General features: G+C 72.4%; 19 protein-coding genes. 9 read left to right on the top strand and 10 right to left on the bottom strand.

Annotated elements, in window-relative coordinates:
- Nucleotides 1-152: 152 nt before the first annotated feature.
- The 3 genes from ACFW9D_RS30715 to hutU are packed head-to-tail and all read right to left on the bottom strand — an operon-like array spanning nucleotide 153 to nucleotide 4428.
- Nucleotides 153-1484: a formimidoylglutamate deiminase gene (locus tag ACFW9D_RS30715; RefSeq protein ID WP_188338512.1), complete on the bottom strand. Its 1332-nt coding sequence runs from the start codon at nucleotides 1482-1484 to the stop codon at nucleotides 153-155.
- Nucleotides 1481-2767, bottom strand: coding sequence for an allantoate amidohydrolase (locus ACFW9D_RS30710; protein WP_384627261.1), 1287 nt, complete (start codon nucleotides 2765-2767; stop codon nucleotides 1481-1483). Before ACFW9D_RS30710 ends, ACFW9D_RS30715 begins: the two co-directional genes overlap by 4 nt.
- Nucleotides 2764-4428: a urocanate hydratase gene (gene hutU, locus ACFW9D_RS30705; protein WP_188338511.1), complete on the bottom strand. Its 1665-nt coding sequence runs from the start codon at nucleotides 4426-4428 to the stop codon at nucleotides 2764-2766. The genes ACFW9D_RS30710 and hutU overlap by 4 nt, the downstream gene beginning before the upstream one ends.
- 122 nt (nucleotides 4429-4550) lie before the next feature.
- Here hutU and ACFW9D_RS30700 point away from each other — a divergent pair, with 122 nt between their 5' ends.
- From ACFW9D_RS30700 to ACFW9D_RS30680, 5 genes are all read left to right on the top strand, one after another.
- Nucleotides 4551-5924: a diaminopimelate decarboxylase gene (locus ACFW9D_RS30700; RefSeq protein WP_384627257.1), complete on the top strand. Its 1374-nt coding sequence runs from the start codon at nucleotides 4551-4553 to the stop codon at nucleotides 5922-5924.
- 228 nt (nucleotides 5925-6152) lie between these two features.
- On the top strand, nucleotides 6153-6557 hold the full coding sequence (locus tag ACFW9D_RS30695; RefSeq protein WP_384627255.1) for a hypothetical protein: 405 nt from the start codon (nucleotides 6153-6155) through the stop codon (nucleotides 6555-6557).
- 32 nt (nucleotides 6558-6589) lie between these two features.
- A complete protein-coding gene (locus tag ACFW9D_RS30690) occupies nucleotides 6590-7327 on the top strand; it encodes a DUF4388 domain-containing protein (RefSeq protein ID WP_223206421.1) in 738 nt (245 codons plus the stop codon).
- A gap of 38 nt (nucleotides 7328-7365) precedes the next feature.
- A complete protein-coding gene (locus ACFW9D_RS30685; RefSeq protein ID WP_188338507.1) occupies nucleotides 7366-7851 on the top strand; it encodes a roadblock/LC7 domain-containing protein in 486 nt (161 codons plus the stop codon).
- A gap of 59 nt (nucleotides 7852-7910) precedes the next feature.
- Nucleotides 7911-8285 carry a hypothetical protein gene (locus ACFW9D_RS30680; RefSeq protein WP_384627251.1) on the top strand — a complete coding sequence of 125 codons (375 nt, stop codon included), beginning with the start codon at nucleotides 7911-7913 and terminating at the stop codon, nucleotides 8283-8285.
- Between the two features lie 41 nt (nucleotides 8286-8326).
- Here the strand turns inward: ACFW9D_RS30680 and ACFW9D_RS30675 are convergent, their stop codons facing one another.
- From ACFW9D_RS30675 to ACFW9D_RS30650, 6 genes are all read right to left on the bottom strand, one after another.
- On the bottom strand, nucleotides 8327-8776 hold the full coding sequence (locus ACFW9D_RS30675; RefSeq protein WP_188338505.1) for a hypothetical protein: 450 nt from the start codon (nucleotides 8774-8776) through the stop codon (nucleotides 8327-8329).
- Between the two features lie 236 nt (nucleotides 8777-9012).
- Nucleotides 9013-10437 (bottom strand): purine-cytosine permease family protein, encoded by a 1425-nt coding sequence (locus ACFW9D_RS30670; protein ID WP_384627248.1) that lies wholly within the window; start codon nucleotides 10435-10437, stop codon nucleotides 9013-9015.
- Nucleotides 10438-10566: 129 nt separating this feature from the next.
- Nucleotides 10567-11064, bottom strand: a complete 498-nt coding sequence (locus ACFW9D_RS30665; protein ID WP_188338503.1) for a hypothetical protein — start codon at nucleotides 11062-11064, stop codon at nucleotides 10567-10569.
- A gap of 50 nt (nucleotides 11065-11114) precedes the next feature.
- On the bottom strand, nucleotides 11115-11612 hold the full coding sequence (locus tag ACFW9D_RS30660) for a hypothetical protein (RefSeq protein ID WP_384627246.1): 498 nt from the start codon (nucleotides 11610-11612) through the stop codon (nucleotides 11115-11117).
- Between the two features lie 87 nt (nucleotides 11613-11699).
- Nucleotides 11700-13001 carry a hypothetical protein gene (locus ACFW9D_RS30655; RefSeq protein ID WP_384627243.1) on the bottom strand — a complete coding sequence of 434 codons (1302 nt, stop codon included), beginning with the start codon at nucleotides 12999-13001 and terminating at the stop codon, nucleotides 11700-11702.
- A 19-nt stretch (nucleotides 13002-13020) separates the two neighbouring features.
- Nucleotides 13021-13428 (bottom strand): hypothetical protein, encoded by a 408-nt coding sequence (locus ACFW9D_RS30650; RefSeq protein ID WP_188338500.1) that lies wholly within the window; start codon nucleotides 13426-13428, stop codon nucleotides 13021-13023.
- 194 nt (nucleotides 13429-13622) lie between these two features.
- Between ACFW9D_RS30650 and ACFW9D_RS30645 the strand changes: the two genes are divergently transcribed.
- Entirely contained in the window at nucleotides 13623-14483 is an 861-nt protein-coding gene (locus tag ACFW9D_RS30645) for a MurR/RpiR family transcriptional regulator (RefSeq protein WP_317453328.1), read from the top strand.
- A 332-nt stretch (nucleotides 14484-14815) separates the two neighbouring features.
- Here ACFW9D_RS30645 and ACFW9D_RS30640 read toward each other — a convergent pair whose 3' ends face one another.
- Nucleotides 14816-16207: a cystathionine beta-synthase gene (locus tag ACFW9D_RS30640; RefSeq protein ID WP_384627240.1), complete on the bottom strand. Its 1392-nt coding sequence runs from the start codon at nucleotides 16205-16207 to the stop codon at nucleotides 14816-14818.
- 150 nt (nucleotides 16208-16357) lie between these two features.
- Between ACFW9D_RS30640 and ACFW9D_RS30635 the strand changes: the two genes are divergently transcribed.
- The 3 genes from ACFW9D_RS30635 (at nucleotide 16358) to ACFW9D_RS30625 (ending at nucleotide 19932) form a co-directional block, all read left to right on the top strand.
- Nucleotides 16358-17431: an SGNH/GDSL hydrolase family protein gene (locus ACFW9D_RS30635; RefSeq protein ID WP_384627237.1), complete on the top strand. Its 1074-nt coding sequence runs from the start codon at nucleotides 16358-16360 to the stop codon at nucleotides 17429-17431.
- A 224-nt stretch (nucleotides 17432-17655) separates the two neighbouring features.
- On the top strand, nucleotides 17656-18876 hold the full coding sequence (locus tag ACFW9D_RS30630; protein WP_188338497.1) for an acetyl-CoA C-acetyltransferase: 1221 nt from the start codon (nucleotides 17656-17658) through the stop codon (nucleotides 18874-18876).
- A gap of 237 nt (nucleotides 18877-19113) precedes the next feature.
- Nucleotides 19114-19932: a hypothetical protein gene (locus tag ACFW9D_RS30625; protein WP_223206101.1), complete on the top strand. Its 819-nt coding sequence runs from the start codon at nucleotides 19114-19116 to the stop codon at nucleotides 19930-19932.
- Nucleotides 19933-20032 lie beyond the last annotated feature (100 nt).

Here is a 20032-nt window from a genome sequence, read left to right as displayed (position 1 = left end):
GATGCGCACTTCGTGCGCGATCTCCATCGGGCGCTGACGCATCGGGGAAATGCGACCCGAAGGGTCTGCATTTCAGGGGCGCGGGGAACTGCGCGAGAAGCCCCACCGGAGCCGCACCCGCCCGACGTCGGGCCGAAGCTACGGCGAGATGGCTACCTAAGCGCCGAGATCGCCTCGGTCAGGGCCGAGCCGACGTCGCCGACACGGACATGGACCCCGTCGCGGACGACCTCGCGGCCGGACGCGATCACGTCACGGACATCGGCGGCCCCGGCCGAGAACACGGCCGTCTCCGCCCCCAGCCGCGGCGGAGCCCCGGCCGTACGGACCGACCCGAGGTCGATCGTGACGAGGTCCGCGACGGCCCCGGGCTCGATGACGCCCGCGTCGTCCCAGCCCAGCGCCGCATGCCCGTCCACCGCGGCGGCCCGCAGCAGCGCCGCCGCCGTCCAGTGCCCGCGCTGGTGCGTGCGCAGCCGCTCGTTGAGCTCCATGCCGCGCGCCTCTTCGAACAGGTCGATGACGGCGTGGCTGTCGGAGCCCAGCGAGAGCGGCGAGCCGGCCTGCTGGAGCCGCACGGCGGGGCCGATGCCGTCGGCGAGGTCCCGCTCCGTGGTCGGGCACATGCAGGTGCCCGTGCCGGAGCCGCCGAGGAGGCTGATGTCGTGGTCGGTGAGGTGCGTGTTGTGCACGCCCGTGGTGCGCGAGCCCAGCACCCCGTGCTCCGCGAGGAGTTCGGTCGGGGTGCACCCGTGGGCGGCCTGGCACGCCTCGTTCTCCGCGATCTGCTCGGAGAGGTGGACGTGCAGCGGGACGCCGCGGACCTGGGCCCATTCGGCGACCGTCGACAGCTGGTCCGCGGGGACGGCCCGTACGGAGTGCACGGCGGCGCCGATCTTCGCGTGCGGGCGGTCCTTGAGGAGCGAGACCCGCTCGGCCCACGCGGCGGCGGTGCCGTCGGAGAACCGGGCCTGGTGCTCGTCGGGCGCCTTGCCGAAGCCCGCCGACAGGTAAGCGGTGTCGAGCAGCGTGACGCGGATGCCGGCCTCGTCGGCGGCGGCGATCAGCGCCTCGCCCATCGCGTTCGGGTCGGCGTAGGGCGTGCCGCCGGGCGCGTGGTGCAGGTAGTGGAACTCGCCGACGGCGGTGATGCCGGCGAGCGCCATCTCCGCGTACACGGCCCGGGCGAGCGCGTGGTAGCTGTCCGGGGTGAGCCGGTCCGCGACGGAGTACATCGTCTCGCGCCAGGTCCAGAAGGTGCCCGAGCCGACCTGCACCGTGGCGCGCAGGGCGCGGTGGAAGGCGTGGCTGTGGGCGTTGGCGAGACCCGGCACGGTGAGGCCGCGCAGCACGGTCGCGCCGGGCGGCGGCGTCGCGACGGCGCGGGTGACGGAGGTGATGCGCCCGTCGGCGATCTCCACGGTCACGCCGGACTCGACCTCGGGGTCGAGCCAGGCGTGTTCGAGCCAGTACGTCGTGGTCACGTGCAGGCCAGCCCTTCGAGTACGTCGGCCAGTGCGCGCACCCCGGCGAGGCAGTCGTCCTCGGCCGCGAACTCGGCCGGGGAGTGGGAGACGCCCGTCGGGTTGCGTACGAACAGCATGGCGGTGGGGATGGACGACGCGAGGATTCCCGCGTCGTGTCCCGCGCCGGTGCCGAGCACGGGCACCGCGAGGTCGGTGTCGGTGCCCAGGATGCGGGTCAGCTCGTCGCGCAGCGCGTGGTCGAACTCGACGACGGGCGTGAACGACTCGCGGGTGAGCGAGACGTCGATGCCGTGCTTCTCCGCGTACTCGCGGGCCGCCTTCTCGATCCCGGTGACCGTCTGGTCCAGGGCGTCCTGGTCGGCGGCGCGGGAGTCGAGCCAGCCGCGCACGAGCGACGGGATCGCGTTGACGCCGTTCGGCTCGACGGAGATCTTGCCGAAGGTGGCGACGGAACCGGCGAGCTCGGCCTCGCGGCGGGCCGCGAGGACCGTCTCGGCGTAGGACAGCATCGGGTCGCGGCGGTCGACCAGGCGGGTGGTGCCCGCGTGGTTGGCCTCGCCGCGGAAGTCGAAGCGCCAGCGGCCGTGCGGCCAGATGGAGCTGGCGACGCCGACCGCGTCCCCGGACAGGTCCAGGGCGCGGCCCTGCTCGACGTGGAGTTCGATGAACGCGCCGATGCGGGCGAGGCGCTCGGGGTCGGGCCCGATGGCCTCCGGGTCGTAGCCGGCGCGCTCCATGGCCTGGGGGAGGCTGACGCCGTCCCCGTCCTTGAGCGCGAAGGCCTGCTCGCGGGTGAGGTGGCCGCCGGTGAGGCGGGAGCCCACGCAGGCCAGGCCGAAGCGGGCACCCTCCTCGTCGCCGAAGTTGGTGATGGCCAGCGGCTTGGTGAACTCCACTCCCCTGCGGCGGAGTTCGTCGAGGGCCGCGAAGGAGGACACGACACCGAGGGGGCCGTCGAAGGCGCCGCCGTCGGGGACGGAATCCAGGTGGGAGCCGGTGACGACGGCGTCGCCGGCCTCCGGGTCGCCCAGCCAGGCCCACTGGTTGCCGTTGCGGTCCACCTCGAGGGTCAGGCCGCGGTTCTCCGCCTGCTCCTTGAACCAGACCTTGCAGTCGGCGTCGGCCGCGGTCCAGGCATATCGGCGGTACCCGCGTGTGTCCTTGTCACGGCCGATGGGCTGCAGGTCGCGCCACATCGCCGTGAAGTCCGGGGTTGCCGGCGACTGCGGACCGGCCGTGGCCGGTCGCGCAGTTCCCCGCGCCCCTTCAGGGTGCGTCACTTGCTGTCACCTTCAGTCATGGGGACGCGGACACCGCGCTCCTTGGCGACGTCGGCGGCGTGCTCGTAGCCGGCGTCGACGTGGCGGATGACGCCCATCGCGGGGTCGTTGGTGAGGACGCGCTCGATCTTGCGCGCGGCCAGCTCGGTGCCGTCGGCGACACAGACCTGGCCGGCGTGGATGGAGCGGCCCATGCCGACGCCGCCGCCGTGGTGGATGGAGACCCAGGAGGCGCCGGAGGCGGTGTTGACCAGGGCGTTCAGGAGCGGCCAGTCGGCGATCGCGTCCGAGCCGTCCTTCATGGCCTCGGTCTCGCGGTACGGGGAGGCGACGGAGCCCGAGTCGAGGTGGTCGCGGCCGATGGCTACGGGGGCGGAGAGCTCGCCGGAGGCGACCATCTCGTTGAACTTGAGGCCGGCCAGGTGGCGCTCGCCGTAGCCGAGCCAGCAGATGCGGGCCGGGAGGCCCTCGAAGGCGATGCGCTCGCCGGCCATGTCGATCCAGCGGTGCAGGTGCTTGTTCTCGGGGAACAGCTCCTTGATCGCCTTGTCGGTGGCCGCGATGTCCTTGGGGTCGCCGGACAGGGCGGCCCAGCGGAACGGGCCGAGGCCCTCCTCGAACAGCGGGCGGATGTGGGCCGGGACGAAGCCGGGGAAGTCGAAGGCGCGGTCGTAGCCGGCCTTGCGGGCCTCGTCGCGGATCGAGTTGCCGTAGTCGAAGACCTCGGCGCCCTTGTCCAGGAAGCCGACCATGGCCTCGACGTGCAGGGCCATCGACTTGCGGGACTTCTCGGTGAAGCCGGCCGGGTCCGCCTCGCGCTCCTTGTCCCAGTCCTCGACCGAGATGCCGACCGGCAGGTAGGCCAGCGGGTCGTGCGCCGACGTCTGGTCGGTCACGATGTCGATCGGGGCGTCGCGGCGCAGGAGCTCCGGGAAGATCTCGGCGGCGTTGCCGACGACGCCGATGGACAGGCCGCGGCGCTCGTCGCGGGCCTGGATCGCGAGCTCGAGCGCGTGGTCCAGGTTGTCGGCCTTGACGTCCAGGTAGCGGGTGCCGATGCGGCGGTCGATGCGCGTCTCGTCGACGTCGACACAGATCGCGACGCCCTCGTTCATGGTGACGGCGAGGGGCTGGGCGCCGCCCATGCCGCCCATGCCGGCGGTGAGGGTGATGGTGCCGGCCAGGGTGCCGTCGAACTTCTTGCGGGCGACGGCGCCGAAGGTCTCGTAGGTGCCCTGGACGATGCCCTGGGAGCCGATGTAGATCCACGAGCCGGCGGTCATCTGGCCGTACATGGTGAGGCCCTCGGCCTCGAGCTTGCGGAACTCCTCCCAGTTGGCCCAGTCGCCGACGAGGTTGGAGTTGGCGAGGAGCACGCGGGGCGCCCACTCGTTGGTGCGCATGACACCGACGGGCTTGCCGGACTGGACGAGGAGGGTCTCGTCGTCCTTCAGCGTCTCGAGGGTGCGGACGATCGCGTCGTACGCCTCCCAGGAGCGGGCCGCCTTGCCGGTGCCCCCGTAGACGACGAGCTTGTCGGGGTGCTCGGCGACCTCGGCGTCGAGGTTGTTCATGAGCATGCGCAGGGCACCCTCCTGCTGCCACCCCAGGGTGTTCAGCTCGGTACCGCGCGGGGCTCGTACGGGGCGGGGTCCGGACATCGGGGTGCCTCCTGGAGGGTGAAGTGTTGGCTTAGATATTCACATCCTGACGTTCTGAATAGAACTAGTCAACACGTCCCGCCGTAACCCTACGGACGGTTACGGATGGTTGTCTGGACCACATGGGTCATGACACCGATCAGACGCAGCCCCTGCCCCGCCGGACCCCGGACACCGCCACCCGCCGCGACCAGGCCGTACGCGCCGCCGTCGAGCAGGGCCTCGTCGGCCCCGCGACGCCCGTCGCCGGACTGCTCGACGTCACCGGCATCCGCGCGTCCGCCGCCGCCCTGCACGCCGCCTTCGACGCCGTCACCGCCCCCGGCACCCCCGTCCTGCACGCCTTCGCCGTGAAGGCGACCCCGCTCGTGCCCGTCCTGCGGCTGCTGCGCGAAGCCGGCATCGGCGCCGAGGTCGCGAGCCCCGGCGAGCTGGCCCTGGCCCGCGCCGCCGGGATGCCGCCCGCCCGCACCGTCCTCGACTCCCCCGCCAAGACCCCGGCCGAACTGCGCGAGGCCCTCGCCCTCGGCATCGCCGTCAACGCCGACAACCCCGAGGAGCTGGCCCGCCTCGACGCCCTAGTCACCTCCGCTCCCACCCGGTCCCCGCTCGGCGTCCGCGTGAACCCGCAGACCGGCGCGGGCTCCATCGGCGCCCTGTCCACGGCGACCGCCACCTCCAAGTTCGGCGTCGCGCTGCGCGATCCCGGCGCCCGCGCCTGGCTCGTGCGCGCCTACCTGGACCGGCCGTGGCTGACCCGGCTGCACACCCACTCCGGCTCCCAGGGCGTCCCCCTGGAACGGATGGCCGAGGGCGTCCGGGCCGTCCACGAGCTCGCCGAGGAGATCAACGCGGCCGCCGGGCGCCGCCAGGTCGACACCCTCGACATCGGCGGCGGCCTGCCCGTGAACTTCGGCTCCGACGAGGAGACCCCCACCTACGCCGCGTACGCGCGGCTGCTCGCCGCCACCGTGCCGGGGCTCTTCGACGGGAGCTACGGGCTCGTCACCGAGTTCGGCCGCTCCCTGACCGCGAAGCACGGCACGACACTGGCCCTCGTCGAGTACGCCAAGGAGGCCGGCGGCCGCCCCATCGCGGTCACGCACGCGGGCGTCCAGGTCGCCACCCGCACCGTGTACGCGCCCGCCTCCTGGCCGCTGCGGATCGCCGCGTACGACGCGAAGGGCCTGCCCAAGTCCGGGCCGCTCGTGGCGCAGGACGTGGCGGGCCCGGCCTGCTTCGCCGGCGACCTCCTGGCCGAGAACCAGGAACTGCCGCTGCTCGCGGCCGGCGACCACGCGGCCGCGCTGGACACCGGCGCGTACTACTTCGCCCAGCACTACTCCTACAACTCCCTGGCCAGGCCCGGCATTTACGGCTACACCACCGAACCGGAAGGCACCGTGCGCTTCGCGACCGTGCGCGCGCCGCAGCCGGTCGAGGAGATCGTGGCGGAGGCGGGCGGCCCCCAGCGCGACAGCCTCACCGAGCTCTGAACTTCCGGGCGCCGGCCGTTCGCCGGAGCCGCCCCTGAGCGCGCGGAGGCATGCCGACGGGCCCAACTCCCTTGCGGGGCGGGCCGGTCGGCGGATTCTAGTACCCGGTCCGCATGTTCCATTGGAAAATGCCAGAACGCTCACCAGGCCCCCGTACGGTGCGTAGCGTCTGCGTCACACCGACACCAGTGGTGCACCGAAGTGACGGACGGGTGGGGGGATCCAGGCGTGCCCGGAATCGACGAGTGTCTGCTCGAGGCCATGAGGCTGCCGGGGGCCCGCGGCGCCTCGGTCGTCGACTGGACCAGCGGACTCGCCCTGGGCACCATCGGGGAGTCGCCCAACGGCGACCACGAGACCACCGCCGCCGAGGCCGCCGAGGTGGCCCGGCTCACCGCCGAGCACCGCGCCTTCGCCCCGGCGGGCGGCGGAGACTGGTCGCAGAACGGGGCGGAGCCGCCCGTCGAGGACGTCATCGTCACCAGCCGCGACGGCTACCACCTGCTGCGTTTCGTCCGCACCAGCTTCGACAGCAGCGTCTTCCTGCATCTGTGGCTCGACCGGGCGGACGGCAATCTGGCCCTCGCCCGGATCCGGCTCGCCGACCTCGCCGAGCGGCTGGTCCTCGGGTGAGCGCGGGCACCGCGCACCCCGGGGTGTCGCCCATGCTCAGCCGGCTCGCCTCCGAGCGGGCCACCGGCGCCCTCATACGCGAACACGGCACCCTCTACCTCCAGGACGGGCGGATCGTGCACGCCGAGTCGCCCGCGACACCCGGCATGGACGTGCTGCTCACCGCGACCGGGGTGATCGACGCCGACGGCTGGTGGGAGGCCGTCGACCGGGCGGGCGCCGGGCACCGCGTCGGCCGCTACCTCGTCGAGCACGGCGGACTGACCGACGGCGCGCTCGAACTGTGCCATCTGGGCGCCCTGTTCGACGCCGCGTACTTCACGCTCGCGCCGACCAGCGGACCGACCCGCTTCCGGTACGGGGTCGCGCACTGGTTCGGGGCGGTGCGGCCGGTGCCGGTCGCCGCCGTGGAGCGCGAGACGCTGCGCCGCCGCGACCTCCTCCAGCGGATCTGGCCCGAGCCGGACACCGACACGGCCGCGCTCAGCCGCACCGCCCTGCACCCGCTGCGGGTGCCGCCGCGCCGGCGCCGGGTGCTCGAACTCGTCGACGGGGCGCGCACCGCCTCGCAGATCGCCCTCACGCTCGGCCGCCCCGCCTTCCACACCCTCGTCGACCTGCGCCGCCTCGCCTCCCGCGGCCTCGTCACCACCGCGCCCGAGACCCCGGCCGCCGAGGCCGTCCCGGAATGGCTCACGCGCACCGCCGCCGTCGAGGACCCCGACGTGGCCCTGCTGCGCCGGCTGCGCGCCGCCCTGGAGGCCCTGTGAGACGCCGCCGGCACCCCGCCCCCGAAAGGAGCACCCCGATGGTCGACGAGGCCGAACTCCTCGCCGAGATACACCGGTTGAGAGTCCAAGTGCCGCAGGTGACCGGGGCGCTCGCGGCCAGTGTCGACGGCCTCGTCCTCGCCCACGACACCCCCGGCGTCGAGGCCGAGGGCGTCGCGGCGCTCACCGCCGCCGCGCTCGGCGTCGCCCTGCGCCTGTCCGACGCGACCGGTCAGGGCGGCTTCCGCGAACTCCTCGTCCGCGGCGAGGGCGGCTACGTCGCGACGTACGCGGCCGGGGAATCGGCCGTCCTGACCCTGCTCGCCGGGGACCGGGTGAACGTGGGCCGGCTGCATCTGGAGGGCCGCCGGGCGGGCGCCCGCATCGGCGAGCTGGTCGTGGCGGCCGCACCGGCCGCCGCACCCCCGAAGGAGCCCGCCCGTGCCCGCAGCCGGGCCCGCACCCGCACCGCCGGCTCCGGCCTGCCGCTGCGCGCCCCGCACACCCCCACCGACACCGCCTGACCAGACCAGGACCGCACGCACCACACGCACCGCACCACCACTACGAGAGGACCCACACCATGGCCAACACCGAGACCGCCCTCAAGGACGCCCTCACGAGCATCGAGGGCGCGGCCGCCGCCGCGCTCGTCGACTACACGAGCGGCATGGCCCTCGGCACGGCCGGCGGCTCCAAGGACTTCGACCTGGAGGTCGCCGCCGCGGGCAACACCGACGTGGTCCGCGCCAAGCTGCGCACGATGGAGCACCTCGGCCTCCAGGACGAGATCGAGGACATCCTGATCACCCTCGGCACCCAGTACCACCTGATCCGCCTGCTCAAGGGCCGCGGCGGCAACGGCCTGTTCCTCTACCTGGTCCTCGACTCCTCGCGCGCCAACCTGGCGATGGCCCGCCACCAGCTGAAGAAGATCGAGGCCGAACTGGAGGTCTGAGCGGCCGCGGACCGGGCCGCACCCGGCACGGACGCGCCGGGTCAGTCCTCCCAGTCGGAGTCCTGGCGGGAGCCGGTGTCGCGGCGGCGCGGCCACACGTGGCCGGCGTGGACCGCGTTGACGCCGACGATGCCGCCCCACGCGATGAGCAGGCCCGGCAGGCCCGCGTTGGCCACGCCGATCGCGGACAGCGGGATCGCGAGGACCAGGGTCACGATGACGAAGCCGAACCGCTCGGCCCAGTTCTCCGCCCCGGTCCGTTCGCGACCGCCGCCGCGGGCCGCGGTCATCTGCTGCTCGGCCATCGTGCGGCGCACCCTCCGGTCGACGACGGAGTCGAGCCGCTGCTCGACCTTTTCGATGAAGGAGTCCACCAGCGCGGACTCGTACTCCTCACCGAGTTCCCTGCGTGCGTGCAAGGTGGCGTCGAGCTCCTTCTTCAGCTCGGCGTCCCGGGTGCGCTCCTGGGCGCGGGCATCCATTCCGCTCATACCGCACCACGCTACGGACCCGTCGCCCCCGGGACACTGGGGCTAGCCCCCCTCTTGTCCCCTAGGTCGTGTCCGCAAAGTCCCGTCGTCGCCCGAAGGGCGGCCGGGCGGCGTCTGGTGCGTGCTCTCGGCGCGCCGGGCGCAAGGCCTCGTACTGGACGTACTTGGCCTTACGCCCGGTGCGGCGAGAGTGCGTGCCAGGCGTCGACCGGCAGACGGGACTTTGCGGACACGGCCTAGGGGGTGACCGCCGTGTCGGCCGCGGCCGCCTCGGTGCGGGGGCCCGGCACGTGCTCGGCGGGGATGTGGGAGGTGTCGCGGCGGGCGAGGAGCCAGTACAGGGCGGCGGGGACGACCAGGCCCACGATCCAGGAGACGTCGGCGCCGCCGAGCGGCTCGACGAGCGGGCCGGTGTAGAAGTGCGTGACCAGGAACGGGAGCTGGGCGAGGAGGCCGACGCCGTAGACGACGAGGGCGTCCCAGCGCCAGGCGCCGTAGCGGCCGTTCGGGTCGGCGAGCGCGGGGATGTCGTAGCGCTCGCGGGAGATCAGGTAGTAGTCGACGAGGTTGATGGCCGACCAGGGCGTGAAGAAGGTCAGCAGGAACAGCAGGAAGTCCTTGAAGGAGGACAGGAAGCTGTCCTTGCCGGCGAGCGCCACGGCGGTGCCCGCGACCATGATGATCGCGATGTAGACCGCCCGGCCGCGCTGCGACAGGACGCGCTGGCCCCGGAAGCCGCTGATGCCGGTCACCATCGACATGAAGCCGCCGTAGGTGTTGAGGACGTTCACGGTGAGCTTGCCGAGCGCGATCACGAAGTAGAAGAACGAGGCGACGAGCCCGGCGCCGCCGAGCGAGACCACGTAGCCGACCTGGTCGTCGAGGAACGCGCCGCCCGAACTCGCGGCGACGAACACGCCGAAGGTCATCGACCACTGGGAGCCGAGCGCCGAGCCGGACAGGGTCCACCAGAAGGTGGCCTTGGCGCTGGTGGAGCGCGGCAGGTAGCGCGAGTAGTCGGCGACGTACGGGCCGAAGGCGAGCTGCCAGGACGCCGACAGGGAGACGGCGAGCAGGAACATCGGCATCGAGAAGTGCGCGTTGCCGAGGAGCTCGCCGAGGTCGGTGCGCTCCAGGAGGCGCGCGCCGAGGAAGAGGAAGGCAAGGGCGCAGACCACGCTGGCGACCCGGCCGAGGGCGTGGATGACGCGGTATCCGACGGTGGCCATGACGCCGGTGACCAGGGCGAAGATGATGATGCCCGTGGTGTCGCCGGTGTGCGTGAGGCGGGCGGTGGCCTGTCCGGCGAGGACGCTGCCGCTGGCGAAGAAGCCGACGTACATGAGGATGACGAGCAGCAGCGGGACGACGGCGCCCTTGACGCCGAACTGGGCCCGCGACTGGATCATCTGGGGCAGCCCCAGCTTGGGCCCCTGCGCGGAGTGGAGGGCCATGACGGCGCCGCCGAGCAGGTTGCCGAGCACGAGCCCGATCAGTGACCAGACCACGTCACCGCCGAACACGACGGCGAGGGCGCCGGTGACGACGGCCGTGATCTGGAGATTGGCCCCGAGCCAGAGCGTGAACTGGCTGAACGCGCGTCCGTGCCGCGCACTGTCGGGGACGACGTCGATGGAGTGCTTCTCCACTACGGCTGCCATGGCCCACCTCCTGCATATGTCCATGCAGGGTCAGCCCGTATGAATATTTCTGTCAATAGCCGCAAGAAAATCCCCGCCGAATCCACCGGCGGGGACCACAGTGTGAGACGCGGCCGGGCCGCGCGGGACTCAGAGTTTGCCGCTGATCACTCCGCGCCACGTCCAGCCCGACTTCAGGACGGCGTCCTGAAGAGGGTTCTTCAGGTCGTCGCTGTCGAAGCTGAAGGTCTCCTCCGCTCCGCCGCCGCCCAGGGTGCGCTGCTTGGAGATGGTCCGCACCTGGCCGCGCTGCGCCTCGGCCGAGGCGCTCAGCCGGGGCACGTCACCGACCCACTGGACCTCGAACTCCTTGTCCAGCGAGCGCACCTCGTTCTTCTCCGGGACCAGGCGCATGTGCACCTTGTAGACCCGGCTCACCTGGGTGCGCGCGAAGAACGTCCGCCACGCCGGCTCCAGCACCCGCCACTCGGCCACGAGGTCGGCGCCCTCGGCCCGGCCGTCGCGCACGACGTACGGGACGTCGTCACCGTTCAGACCGAGCAGCGCGGCCCGCACCTCGTCGGCCCCGCGCGCGGCGACCCCGCCCTCGGGCCGCTTGGTTCCGGTCAGCTTGTCGAAGAGTCCCATGGCGTCAACCTACGAGAGGCCGGTTCGCGGCTGCAAGGCGGACCGGACGGCTACGCTCCGCCGCCGCCCTCGGGGCGGACCGAGCGGACGAACGCCTGGAAGTCGTCGAGCACGGTGGGGTGTTGGGCCTCGGTCGCGGTCAGCACGAGCCGGATCACGACGCGCCGGTGCGGGTCGGCGACATCGAGCATGCCCAGGTACACCTGTGTCTGGACGAGCTCGCGCAGCACTCCGGAGACGGCCGCCGTGACGGCCAGCTCCTGGAGCAGTCCGGGCGCCTGCGCCGACCCCTTCTCGCTCCGCTCGACGACCTCGACCCGGGCGCCGGACGTCCGCAGCTGCGCCACCGACGCGTCGGCGAGCGCGGCCAGAGGCGCGTCGTCCGGCCGGTACTCGCCGTCGATGGTGATGTTCGCGGTGAACCCGGCGTCCGCCCCGGGGCGCAGCGCGACGAACGCCGCGCCCGGCGCTCCGACCTCGTCCGGCGGCGCGGCGTGCCAGCCGTCGGGCAGCTCGAACTCGATCGGTACGGGCAGGGTCGTGGCCATGCGGGTCCCTCCTTGCTGCTTACTGGGGTGCGCCCTGGGCGGGTACCCAGAGCCGGCCGACTGTACGGCCCGGGACGCGGCACGGGATCAGAACAGGCTCCCGATCCCGTCGGCGATGTCACCGACCGTGTCACCCACCTTGCCCGGGTCGACGGTGAACTCGAAGCCGACCTCGCCGCCGAGCCCGACGGCGAGACCGACCTTGGCCCCGATCTTCCACTTGCCGTCCTCGGCCTTGCCGAGCGTGGCGTCCGCCTCGGCGCCGATACCGGCCCAGCCCTCGGCGGTCGCGCCCGCTCCGATGCCGCCGAGGTCGGCGCCGCCCCCGACACCGGCCTTCGCCCCGGCGAAGGCCTCCGCGCCCGCGTGGACTCCTTCGAGCCCGATGCCCGCGTTGACGCCCGCCTCGGCGCCCGCCATGACCTCCCCGCGCCCATAGACCCCGACCGGACCGGCGTCGGCGCGCCCGAGGGCCGACGCCTCACCGCCCGCGAAGCCCTTGGCCTCGCCCTGGATGCCCTCGTGCGTGATGCCGCCCTCCGCACCGACCTTGGCCCCCGCGTACGCCTCGGCCTCGCCGGACAGCTTGAACGGCCCGTTGGTGAGCGAACCCTCCCCCTTGGCGCGGCCGAGGTCGGCGTGCGCCTCGGCCTCGGCGAGCTTGCCCTTGCCGATGTTCGGGCCGCTCGCGTCCGTGCCGACGCCGGGGCCGGACGCCTCGCTCTCGCCCTCGGACACCCAACCGTCGGTCTGCGTCTTCTCCTTGGGCTCGGGCTTGCCGGCCGTCTTCAGGTCGCCGACCGCGTGCGCGTTGAACCCGCCGAAGCCGATCCCGTCCATGTTCCCGTCGGCCGTGGCCCGGGCCAGCGCCCGCTTCACGCTCTGGTCCGCGTCGTCGACGGCCTTGACGGCCTTGGCGATGTCGTCGCTCCAGCCCTTCGCCTTGGTGCGGGCGTCGGCCATCAACTGCGGGTAGTCCGGGTCGTGGTGCAGGGCGTACTTCTCGTCGGCCGACATCTTGTCGTAGCCGACGTAGGTGGCCTTGCCGGAGCTGTCGACCTTGTAGTCCTTCTGCTCCGCGTCGTGCACCAGGTCCTTGACCGCCTTCTGAAGGCGCGTCAACTCCGTGTGCGCGTCGGTCAGCAGGCTCGCGACGGCGTGCGCCTGCGCCTTGGCCGCCCCGAACTCGAAGGCGGTCGCGGAGGCGTTCCGCGACTGCGTGCCGTAGGCCAGGCCCTGCCAGTTGCCGTTGCCGAGCACGCCCTGGACCTGCTGCTCGTAGTCCGTCTTGAGCTCGCCGAAGCGGTCGCCCATCTTCTTCCACGCCGCGGACACGTCCGTGAACGAGGAGAGGTCGACCGTCATCACGTCCTGATAGGTCAGCGTCATCGCCGGGTCCCCGTCCCCGTCACATTCCGTCGAAGCTGCTGGGCGGGCGGATCCCGTTCGCCTGGCTGCCGATGCCCGTGTCGGTGGTGTTGAAGAGGTTCTTGGTGCCGTGCAGGCCGTTGAGTTCCACCTGAAGACGGGCGAGCAGCTTGTTCGCCTGCCCCTCCCAGACGACGAGCGCGTCCGAGACGCCCTGGTCACTGGCCCAGCCGGACAGACCCTTGAGCCCGGTGTCCTGCTTCATCAGCGGACTCAGCGGGCCCTGCGCGGGCTGCGGAGCGAGGAACGGCGGGTGCACCGAGCCGCCGCCGTCCGCCAGCGCGGACGCGGACCGGGTGTCCGGCATCAGATGCTCTTCCAGGTACTTCGCGGCGCGCTTCTTGTCGCTCGCCGAACTCGCCAGCGTCTGCTCGCCGCCCGACCCCATGGCCACCCCGTCGTCTCTTCACTTCTCATCCGCCGCCCACGCCCCTGGCGCACCGCGGAAGCTCGCGTGGCACCCTATCGGCAGCGCCCCTTCCGCTCTGGCGCCCACCCCGGGAATTGAATAGAATCATGCACAATTGGGCGTCCTGAATAGACCGGCGGACGCCCCGCACGGCCGGAAACCGACGGGGAGACATGAGCGAGCAGACGATGAACGGCGAGGGCGGGCACAGCCCCGCCGAGCGCCTTCAGCGCCTCTTCGAGGGGCACCGCCTCACGCCCACGCAGCGCCGCATCGCGCACTGCATGGTGCGCCGCGCCGGCGACGTGCCGTTCCTGTCCTCCGTCGAACTGGCCGAGCTGGCCGGCGTCAGCCAGCCCTCGGTGACCCGCTTCGCCGTCGCGCTCGGCTTCGACGGCTACCCGGCGCTCCGCCGCCACCTGCGCGAGGTCGCCCCGCAGGAACCGGCCGCGGCCGACGACATCAACGAGTACCAGCAGGCCGTCGAGGCCGAGATCGCCAACCTGCGGCACCTCGCGGGCCTGCTCGCCGACCCCACCCCGGTCGAGGAGGCGGGCCGGCTGCTCGCCGCCTCCCGCCCGCTGCCCGTCCTCGGACTGCGCGCGGCGGCGTCCCAGGCCTACGGGTTCTCGTACTTCGCGGCGAAGGTGCACCCCGACGTACGGCTCCTGGACGACGGCGGAACGATGCTCGTCGACCGGATCGACGCGGCGGTGCGGGCCGGCGCCACGACCCTGCTCTGCTTCGCGCTGCCCCGCCACCCGCGCGAGGTCGTCGAGGCCCTCGCCTACGCGCAGTCCGTCGGCCTCCGGGTCGTCACGGTCGCCGACTCGGCGTTCGCCCCCGTCGCCAAGCACTCCGACCTGCTGCTGCCCGCCGCCGTCGGCACGGGCCTCGCCTTCGACACGGCGTGCGCCCCGATGCTGCTCGGCCGGGTGCTCCTGGAAGCCATGTGCGACGCACTGCCGCAGGCCCAGGCCCGCCTGGAGGAGTTCGACGTACGGGCGGCGGAGCGCGGCCTGTTCGTCGAGTAGCCGCCCGCCGCCGAGAGCCGGAGAGGGCGGGAAAGAGGTGTGCGCGGGGACCGCCGCACCCCCTGTGACGGAGGGCGGGACGACGACGGTCCCCGCGGGGGACGCGCTCCGGTCAGGGCCGGACCGGCGTCCTGGGCGTCGGCGGAGTCCGGGAGCCGCTCCGGAGATTCCTCGACACCGCTGCGATGCCGACCGGGCCGGGGAGCCGCTCCCTTCCCTGCCGACACCCACCAATGTGCCGGACCGTTGTTAAGCCGGTGCTGCGCGCACATGTCACACGCGTACCGATCGCACGAACCGCTCGCGCGAGGCCACGCACCGGCGCACCGGCCCTACTTCGTGGCGCCCTTCGCCAGGAACGCGAGCAGGTCCTGACGGCTCACGACGCCGGTCGGCTTGCCCTCGACCAGCACGATCGCGGCGTCCGCCGAACCCAGCACGCTCATCAGGTCCGCCACCGGCTCGCCGGAGCCGACCTGCGGCAGCGGCGCCGACATGTGCTTCTCCAGCGGGTCGTCGAGCGAGGCGCGCTTGGTGAACAGCGCGTCGAGCAGTTCCCGCTCCACGACCGAGCCGATGACCTCGGCGGCCATCACGTCGGGGTGGCCCGCGCCCGGCTTCACGATCGGCATCTGCGAGACGCCGTACTCGCGCAGCACGTCGATGGCCTGGCCGACGGTCTCCTCGGGGTGCATGTGGACGAGCTCGGGCAGCGCGCCGCCGTCCTTGTCCTTGAGCACCTCGCCGACGCGGGCGCTGGTGCCCGCGTCCTCCAGGAAGCCGTAGTCGGCCATCCACTCGTCGTTGAAGATCTTGCTGAGGTAGCCGCGGCCGCTGTCGGGCAGCAGCACGACCACGATGTCGTCCGGGCCGAGCCGCTCGGCGACGCGCAGCGCGGCCACGACGGCCATGCCGCAGGAGCCGCCGACGAGCAGCCCCTCCTCCTTGGCGAGCCGGCGCGTCATCTGGAAGGAGTCCTTGTCGGACACCGGGACGATCTCGTCGGCGACCTCACGGTCGTAGGCGGTCGGCCAGAAGTCCTCGCCGACGCCCTCGACGAGGTACGGGCGCCCGGAGCCGCCCGAGTAGACGGAACCCTCCGGGTCGGCGCCGACGACCCGCACGCGGCCCTCGCTGGCGTCCTTCAGGTAGCGGCCGGTGCCGGAGATGGTGCCGCCGGTGCCGACGCCCGCCACGAAGTGCGTGATCTTCCCGTCGGTCTGCTCCCACAGCTCAGGGCCGGTCGAGTGGTAGTGGGACAGCGGATTGTTCGGGTTCGAGTACTGGTCGGGCTTCCAGGCGCCCGGCGTCTCGCGCACCAGCCGGTCGGAGACGTTGTAGTACGAGTCCGGGTGCTCGGGGTCGACGGCGGTCGGGCAGACCACGACCTCCGCCCCGTAGGCCCGCAGCACGTTGATCTTGTCCGTGCTCACCTTGTCGGGGCACACGAAGATGCACTTGTAGCCCTTCTGCTGGGCCACGATGGCGAGCCCCACCCCGGTGTTGCCGCTGGTGGGCTCGACGATGGTGCCGCCGGGCTTCAGCTCCCCGCTCTGCTCGGCCGCCTCGATCATGCGCAGCGCGATGCGGTCCTTCACGGAACCGCCGGGGTTGAAGTACTCGACCTTGGCCAGGACCGTCGCCTGGATGCCCTCGGTCACCTTGTTGAGCCTCACGAGCGGGGTGTTGCCGACGAGGCTGATCATCGAGTCGTGGATCTGCACGGTTGTCTCCGGGTCTCCTGTGTAAGGGATGTGGCCAGCGTATTGCGCGCACCGGCCCTTCATCTCCCGTTGCGATTGGCCGACCGTGTCTACGGGGCAATGAGTTCATGAAGCCGTAATCCGCAGGAGAGAGGCAGGTGGGTGCGGAACATGTCGAGCAGGGCGAGGGTGGCACGGCGGATCGCGGCCGGGGCGGCGTACGGCGGAGGCGGGATCGGGCTGCTCGGCGCGGCCACGGTCGGGGTACTGCTCGCCGAGGTGCAGATGGCGCGGCGGCAGGTGGGCAACCACGGGGATCCCGTGCACGTGCCCTCGGCCGACGGGCTGTACGGCAGGGCGTACGCGGCCTCGCCCGCCTGCGAGGAGCCGCTGCGGTTCGCGATGCTCGGCGACTCCACGGCGGCGGGGCAGGGCGTGCACCGGGCGCGGCAGACTCCGGGGGCGCTGCTGGCCTCGGGGCTCGCGGCGGTCGCGGAGCGCGCGGTGGAGCTGCGGAACGTGGCGCTGCCCGGCGCCCAGTCCGACGACCTGGACCGCCAGGTGGCCCTGATCCTTTCCGATCCCGACTGGCAGCCGGACGTCTGCGTGATCATGATCGGCGCGAACGACGTCACCCATCGCATCCCCGCAACCAAGTCCGTACGGCATCTGTCGGCGGGCGTACGGAGGCTGCGGACCGCCGGAGCGGAGGTGATCGTCGGCACGTGCCCCGATCTCGGCTCGGTGGAGCCGGTGCAGCAGCCGCTGCGCTGGGTGGCCCGGCGGGCCTCGCGGCAACTCGCGGCGGCGCAGACGATCGGCACGGTGGAGCAGGGCGGGCGGACGGTCTCGCTCGGCGATCTGCTGGGCCCCGAGTTCGCGGCGAACCCGCGCGAGCTGTTCGGCCCCGACAACTACCACCCCTCGGCGGAGGGCTATCAGACGGCCGCGATGGCGGTGCTGCCCACGCTGTGCGCGGCGCTGGGCCTGTGGCCCGAGGAGGAGCGCCCCGACGTGTCCCGCGCGGAGGGCTTCCTGCCGGTGGCCCGGGCCGCGGCGAAGGCGGTCGAGGAGGGCGGCACGGAGGTCACGGCCGCGATGCCCACGGGGCCGCGCGGTCCGTGGGCCCTCCTCAAGCGCCGCCGCCGCCATCGCGTCCCCACGCAGGACCCGGTACCTGCGAAGACAAGCCCCTCAGGCTCCGCTGGATCGAGCTCCGGCAGATCAAGCCCCTCCGGCGCTTGAGGAGCGGGGTCCGGGGCGGAGCCCCGTGTCGTTCACTGTGTGCACGCCGGTGGCACCGCCACGTGACAGTGCCCCCTGCGACCGCCGAACCCGCGGAGCGCTGAGCAAGCGCTTAGAAAAATGCGGCCCTAGTCACACTCCTCTACCGGTGACCCGGGCTGTACGTACAGGTAACTTCCCAGACGGTCCCGCCTGAAAAGGTCAACGAACCCTCTGGAGCCGTGATGCCCGAAGCAGTGATCGTCTCAGCCGCCCGCTCCCCCATCGGCCGCGCCTTCAAGGGCTCCCTCAAGGACCTGCGCCCCGACGACCTGACCGCCACGATCATCCAGGCCGCCCTCGCCAAGGTCCCCGAGCTGGACCCGCGCGACATCGACGACCTGATGCTCGGCTGCGGCCTCCCCGGCGGCGAGCAGGGCAACAACCTGGGCCGCATCGTCGCCGTCCAGATGGGCATGGACCACCTCCCGGGCTGCACCATCACCCGCTACTGCTCCAGCTCCCTGCAGACGACCCGCATGGCGCTGCACGCGATCAAGGCCGGCGAGGGCGACGTCTTCATCTCGGCCGGTGTCGAGATGGTGTCCCGCTTCGTCAAGGGCAACTCGGACTCGCTCCCGGACACGCACAACCCGCTGTTCGCCGACGCCGAGGCCCGCACCGCCGAGGTCGCCACGCAGGAGAACACCTCCTGGCACGACCCGCGCGAAGACGGCCTGGTCCCGGACGCGTACATCGCGATGGGCCAGACCGCCGAGAACCTGGCCCGCCTCAAGGGCGTGACCCGTGAGGACATGGACGCGTTCGGCGTCCGCTCGCAGAACCGCGCCGAGGAAGCCATCAAGAACGGCTTCTGGGCCCGCGAGATCACCCCGGTCACCACCCCCGACGGCACCGTCGTCTCCGCCGACGACGGCCCGCGCGCCGGCGTCACGCTGGAGGGCGTCTCGGGCCTCAAGCCCGTCTTCCGCCCCGACGGCCTGGTCACGGCCGGCAACTGCTGCCCGCTGAACGACGGCGCCGCCGCCCTCGTGATCATGTCCGACACGAAGGCCCGCGAGCTCGGCCTGACCCCGCTGGCCCGCGTCGTCTCCACCGGCGTCTCCGGCCTGTCCCCCGAGATCATGGGCCTGGGCCCGGTCGAGGCGTCCAAGCGCGCGCTCAAGCTGGCCGGCCTGTCCGTCTCGGACATCGACCTGTTCGAGATCAACGAGGCCTTCGCCGCGCAGGTCATCCCGTCCGCCCGCGACCTGGGCATCGACGAGGACAAGCTGAACGTGAACGGTGGCGCCATCGCCGTCGGCCACCCCTTCGGCATGACCGGCGCCCGCATCACCGGCACGCTGATCAACAGCCTCCAGTTCCACGACAAGCAGTTCGGCCTGGAGACGATGTGCGTGGGCGGCGGCCAGGGCATGGCCATGGTCATCGAGCGCCTGAGCTGACCTGACGGGACCGGCGAAAACCGGCTGCGGAATCGTGATCCAATCTCCCCCAGGATGTGACATGCGTCTCGGGGGAGACGGTTTTCGCAGGTCAGCCCCGTACCCAGGCCCTATGGGCGCTAAACAACCGGACAAAAGACCCGTCCAGTTCGTGACGTAATGCACTGACAGGTGGTTCGTCCAGGCTTCAAGCTGATGTAGTAAGTCGGGGGTCGACTTGAAACCGGGAGTACGTCAGTGAGCGCCATCCCCTTTGCCCTGCTGCTCGCCACGGCCGCTGCCACGGCCGTCGGCGCCACCACCCTGCACAGCGTCCGTGGCCTGCGCCGGCAGATCGCGGAGCTCCAGGACGAGCTGGCCCGCGGCCGCGCCGCGACCACCCACCCCGGTGTCCCGTCGGCACGCACGACTCCCGACACCGAGGCGATACGCACCGCCGTCGCCGACGCCCTCGCCGAGGAGCGGGAGCGCGAGCTGGCGGAGGCGCGGGCGTTCTGGGCCGCGCAGGAGGCGCGGGACACCTCGGATCTGCCGCCGTTCCTGACCGGCGGCGCCGGCGCCCTGGGCGACGAGCTGTACCTTCCGCGCCAGGCCGACTTCGCGGGCCTCGAGCCGGTCGTCGAGCCCGCCCTCGAACCGGTCGAGCCGGCCCTGGAGCCCGAGGACGACTTCGCCGGGGAATCCCCCGAGCTGGCCGCCGCGCGCCGCCGGCACCCCTCGCACCCCGACTTCGTGCCCGTGCAGTCCCCGGTCTCCGGCGACCACGAGCGCACGGTGGCCTGTCTCGAAGAGCTGGCCCAGGCCCGCACGGCCCTCTCCGACGTCCGCCCGGGCCCGCTCGGCACGCTCGACGTCTACGTCTTCGCCGACGGCACGACGCTGTGCATGACCCCGGGCCACCGCGAGACCGCCGAACAGCTCGCCGCGGCTCTCCGCGACGGCCGCACCCCGTTCCTCCTCGGCGGCTCCGGCGTCTCCGGCGCCTACGCCCTCACCTTCGAGTGCGGCCCCGACAGCGTCTACATCCTCGCGGACCGGGTCATAGCCTCGGCCTGAGCCTTTATCCGTCTGCGGGCCCGGTGGGGCTTCTCGCGCAGTTCCCCGCGCCCCTGAAATGCAGACCCTCCGGGTCGCATTTCCCCGATAGAGGCTGAGC

It is taken from the genome of Streptomyces sp. NPDC059524, from assembly GCF_042749255.1.
GTDB classification, from domain to species: Bacteria; Actinomycetota; Actinomycetes; order Streptomycetales; family Streptomycetaceae; genus Streptomyces; species Streptomyces xanthii.
This window is presented reverse-complemented; position numbering and strand designations above follow the sequence as displayed.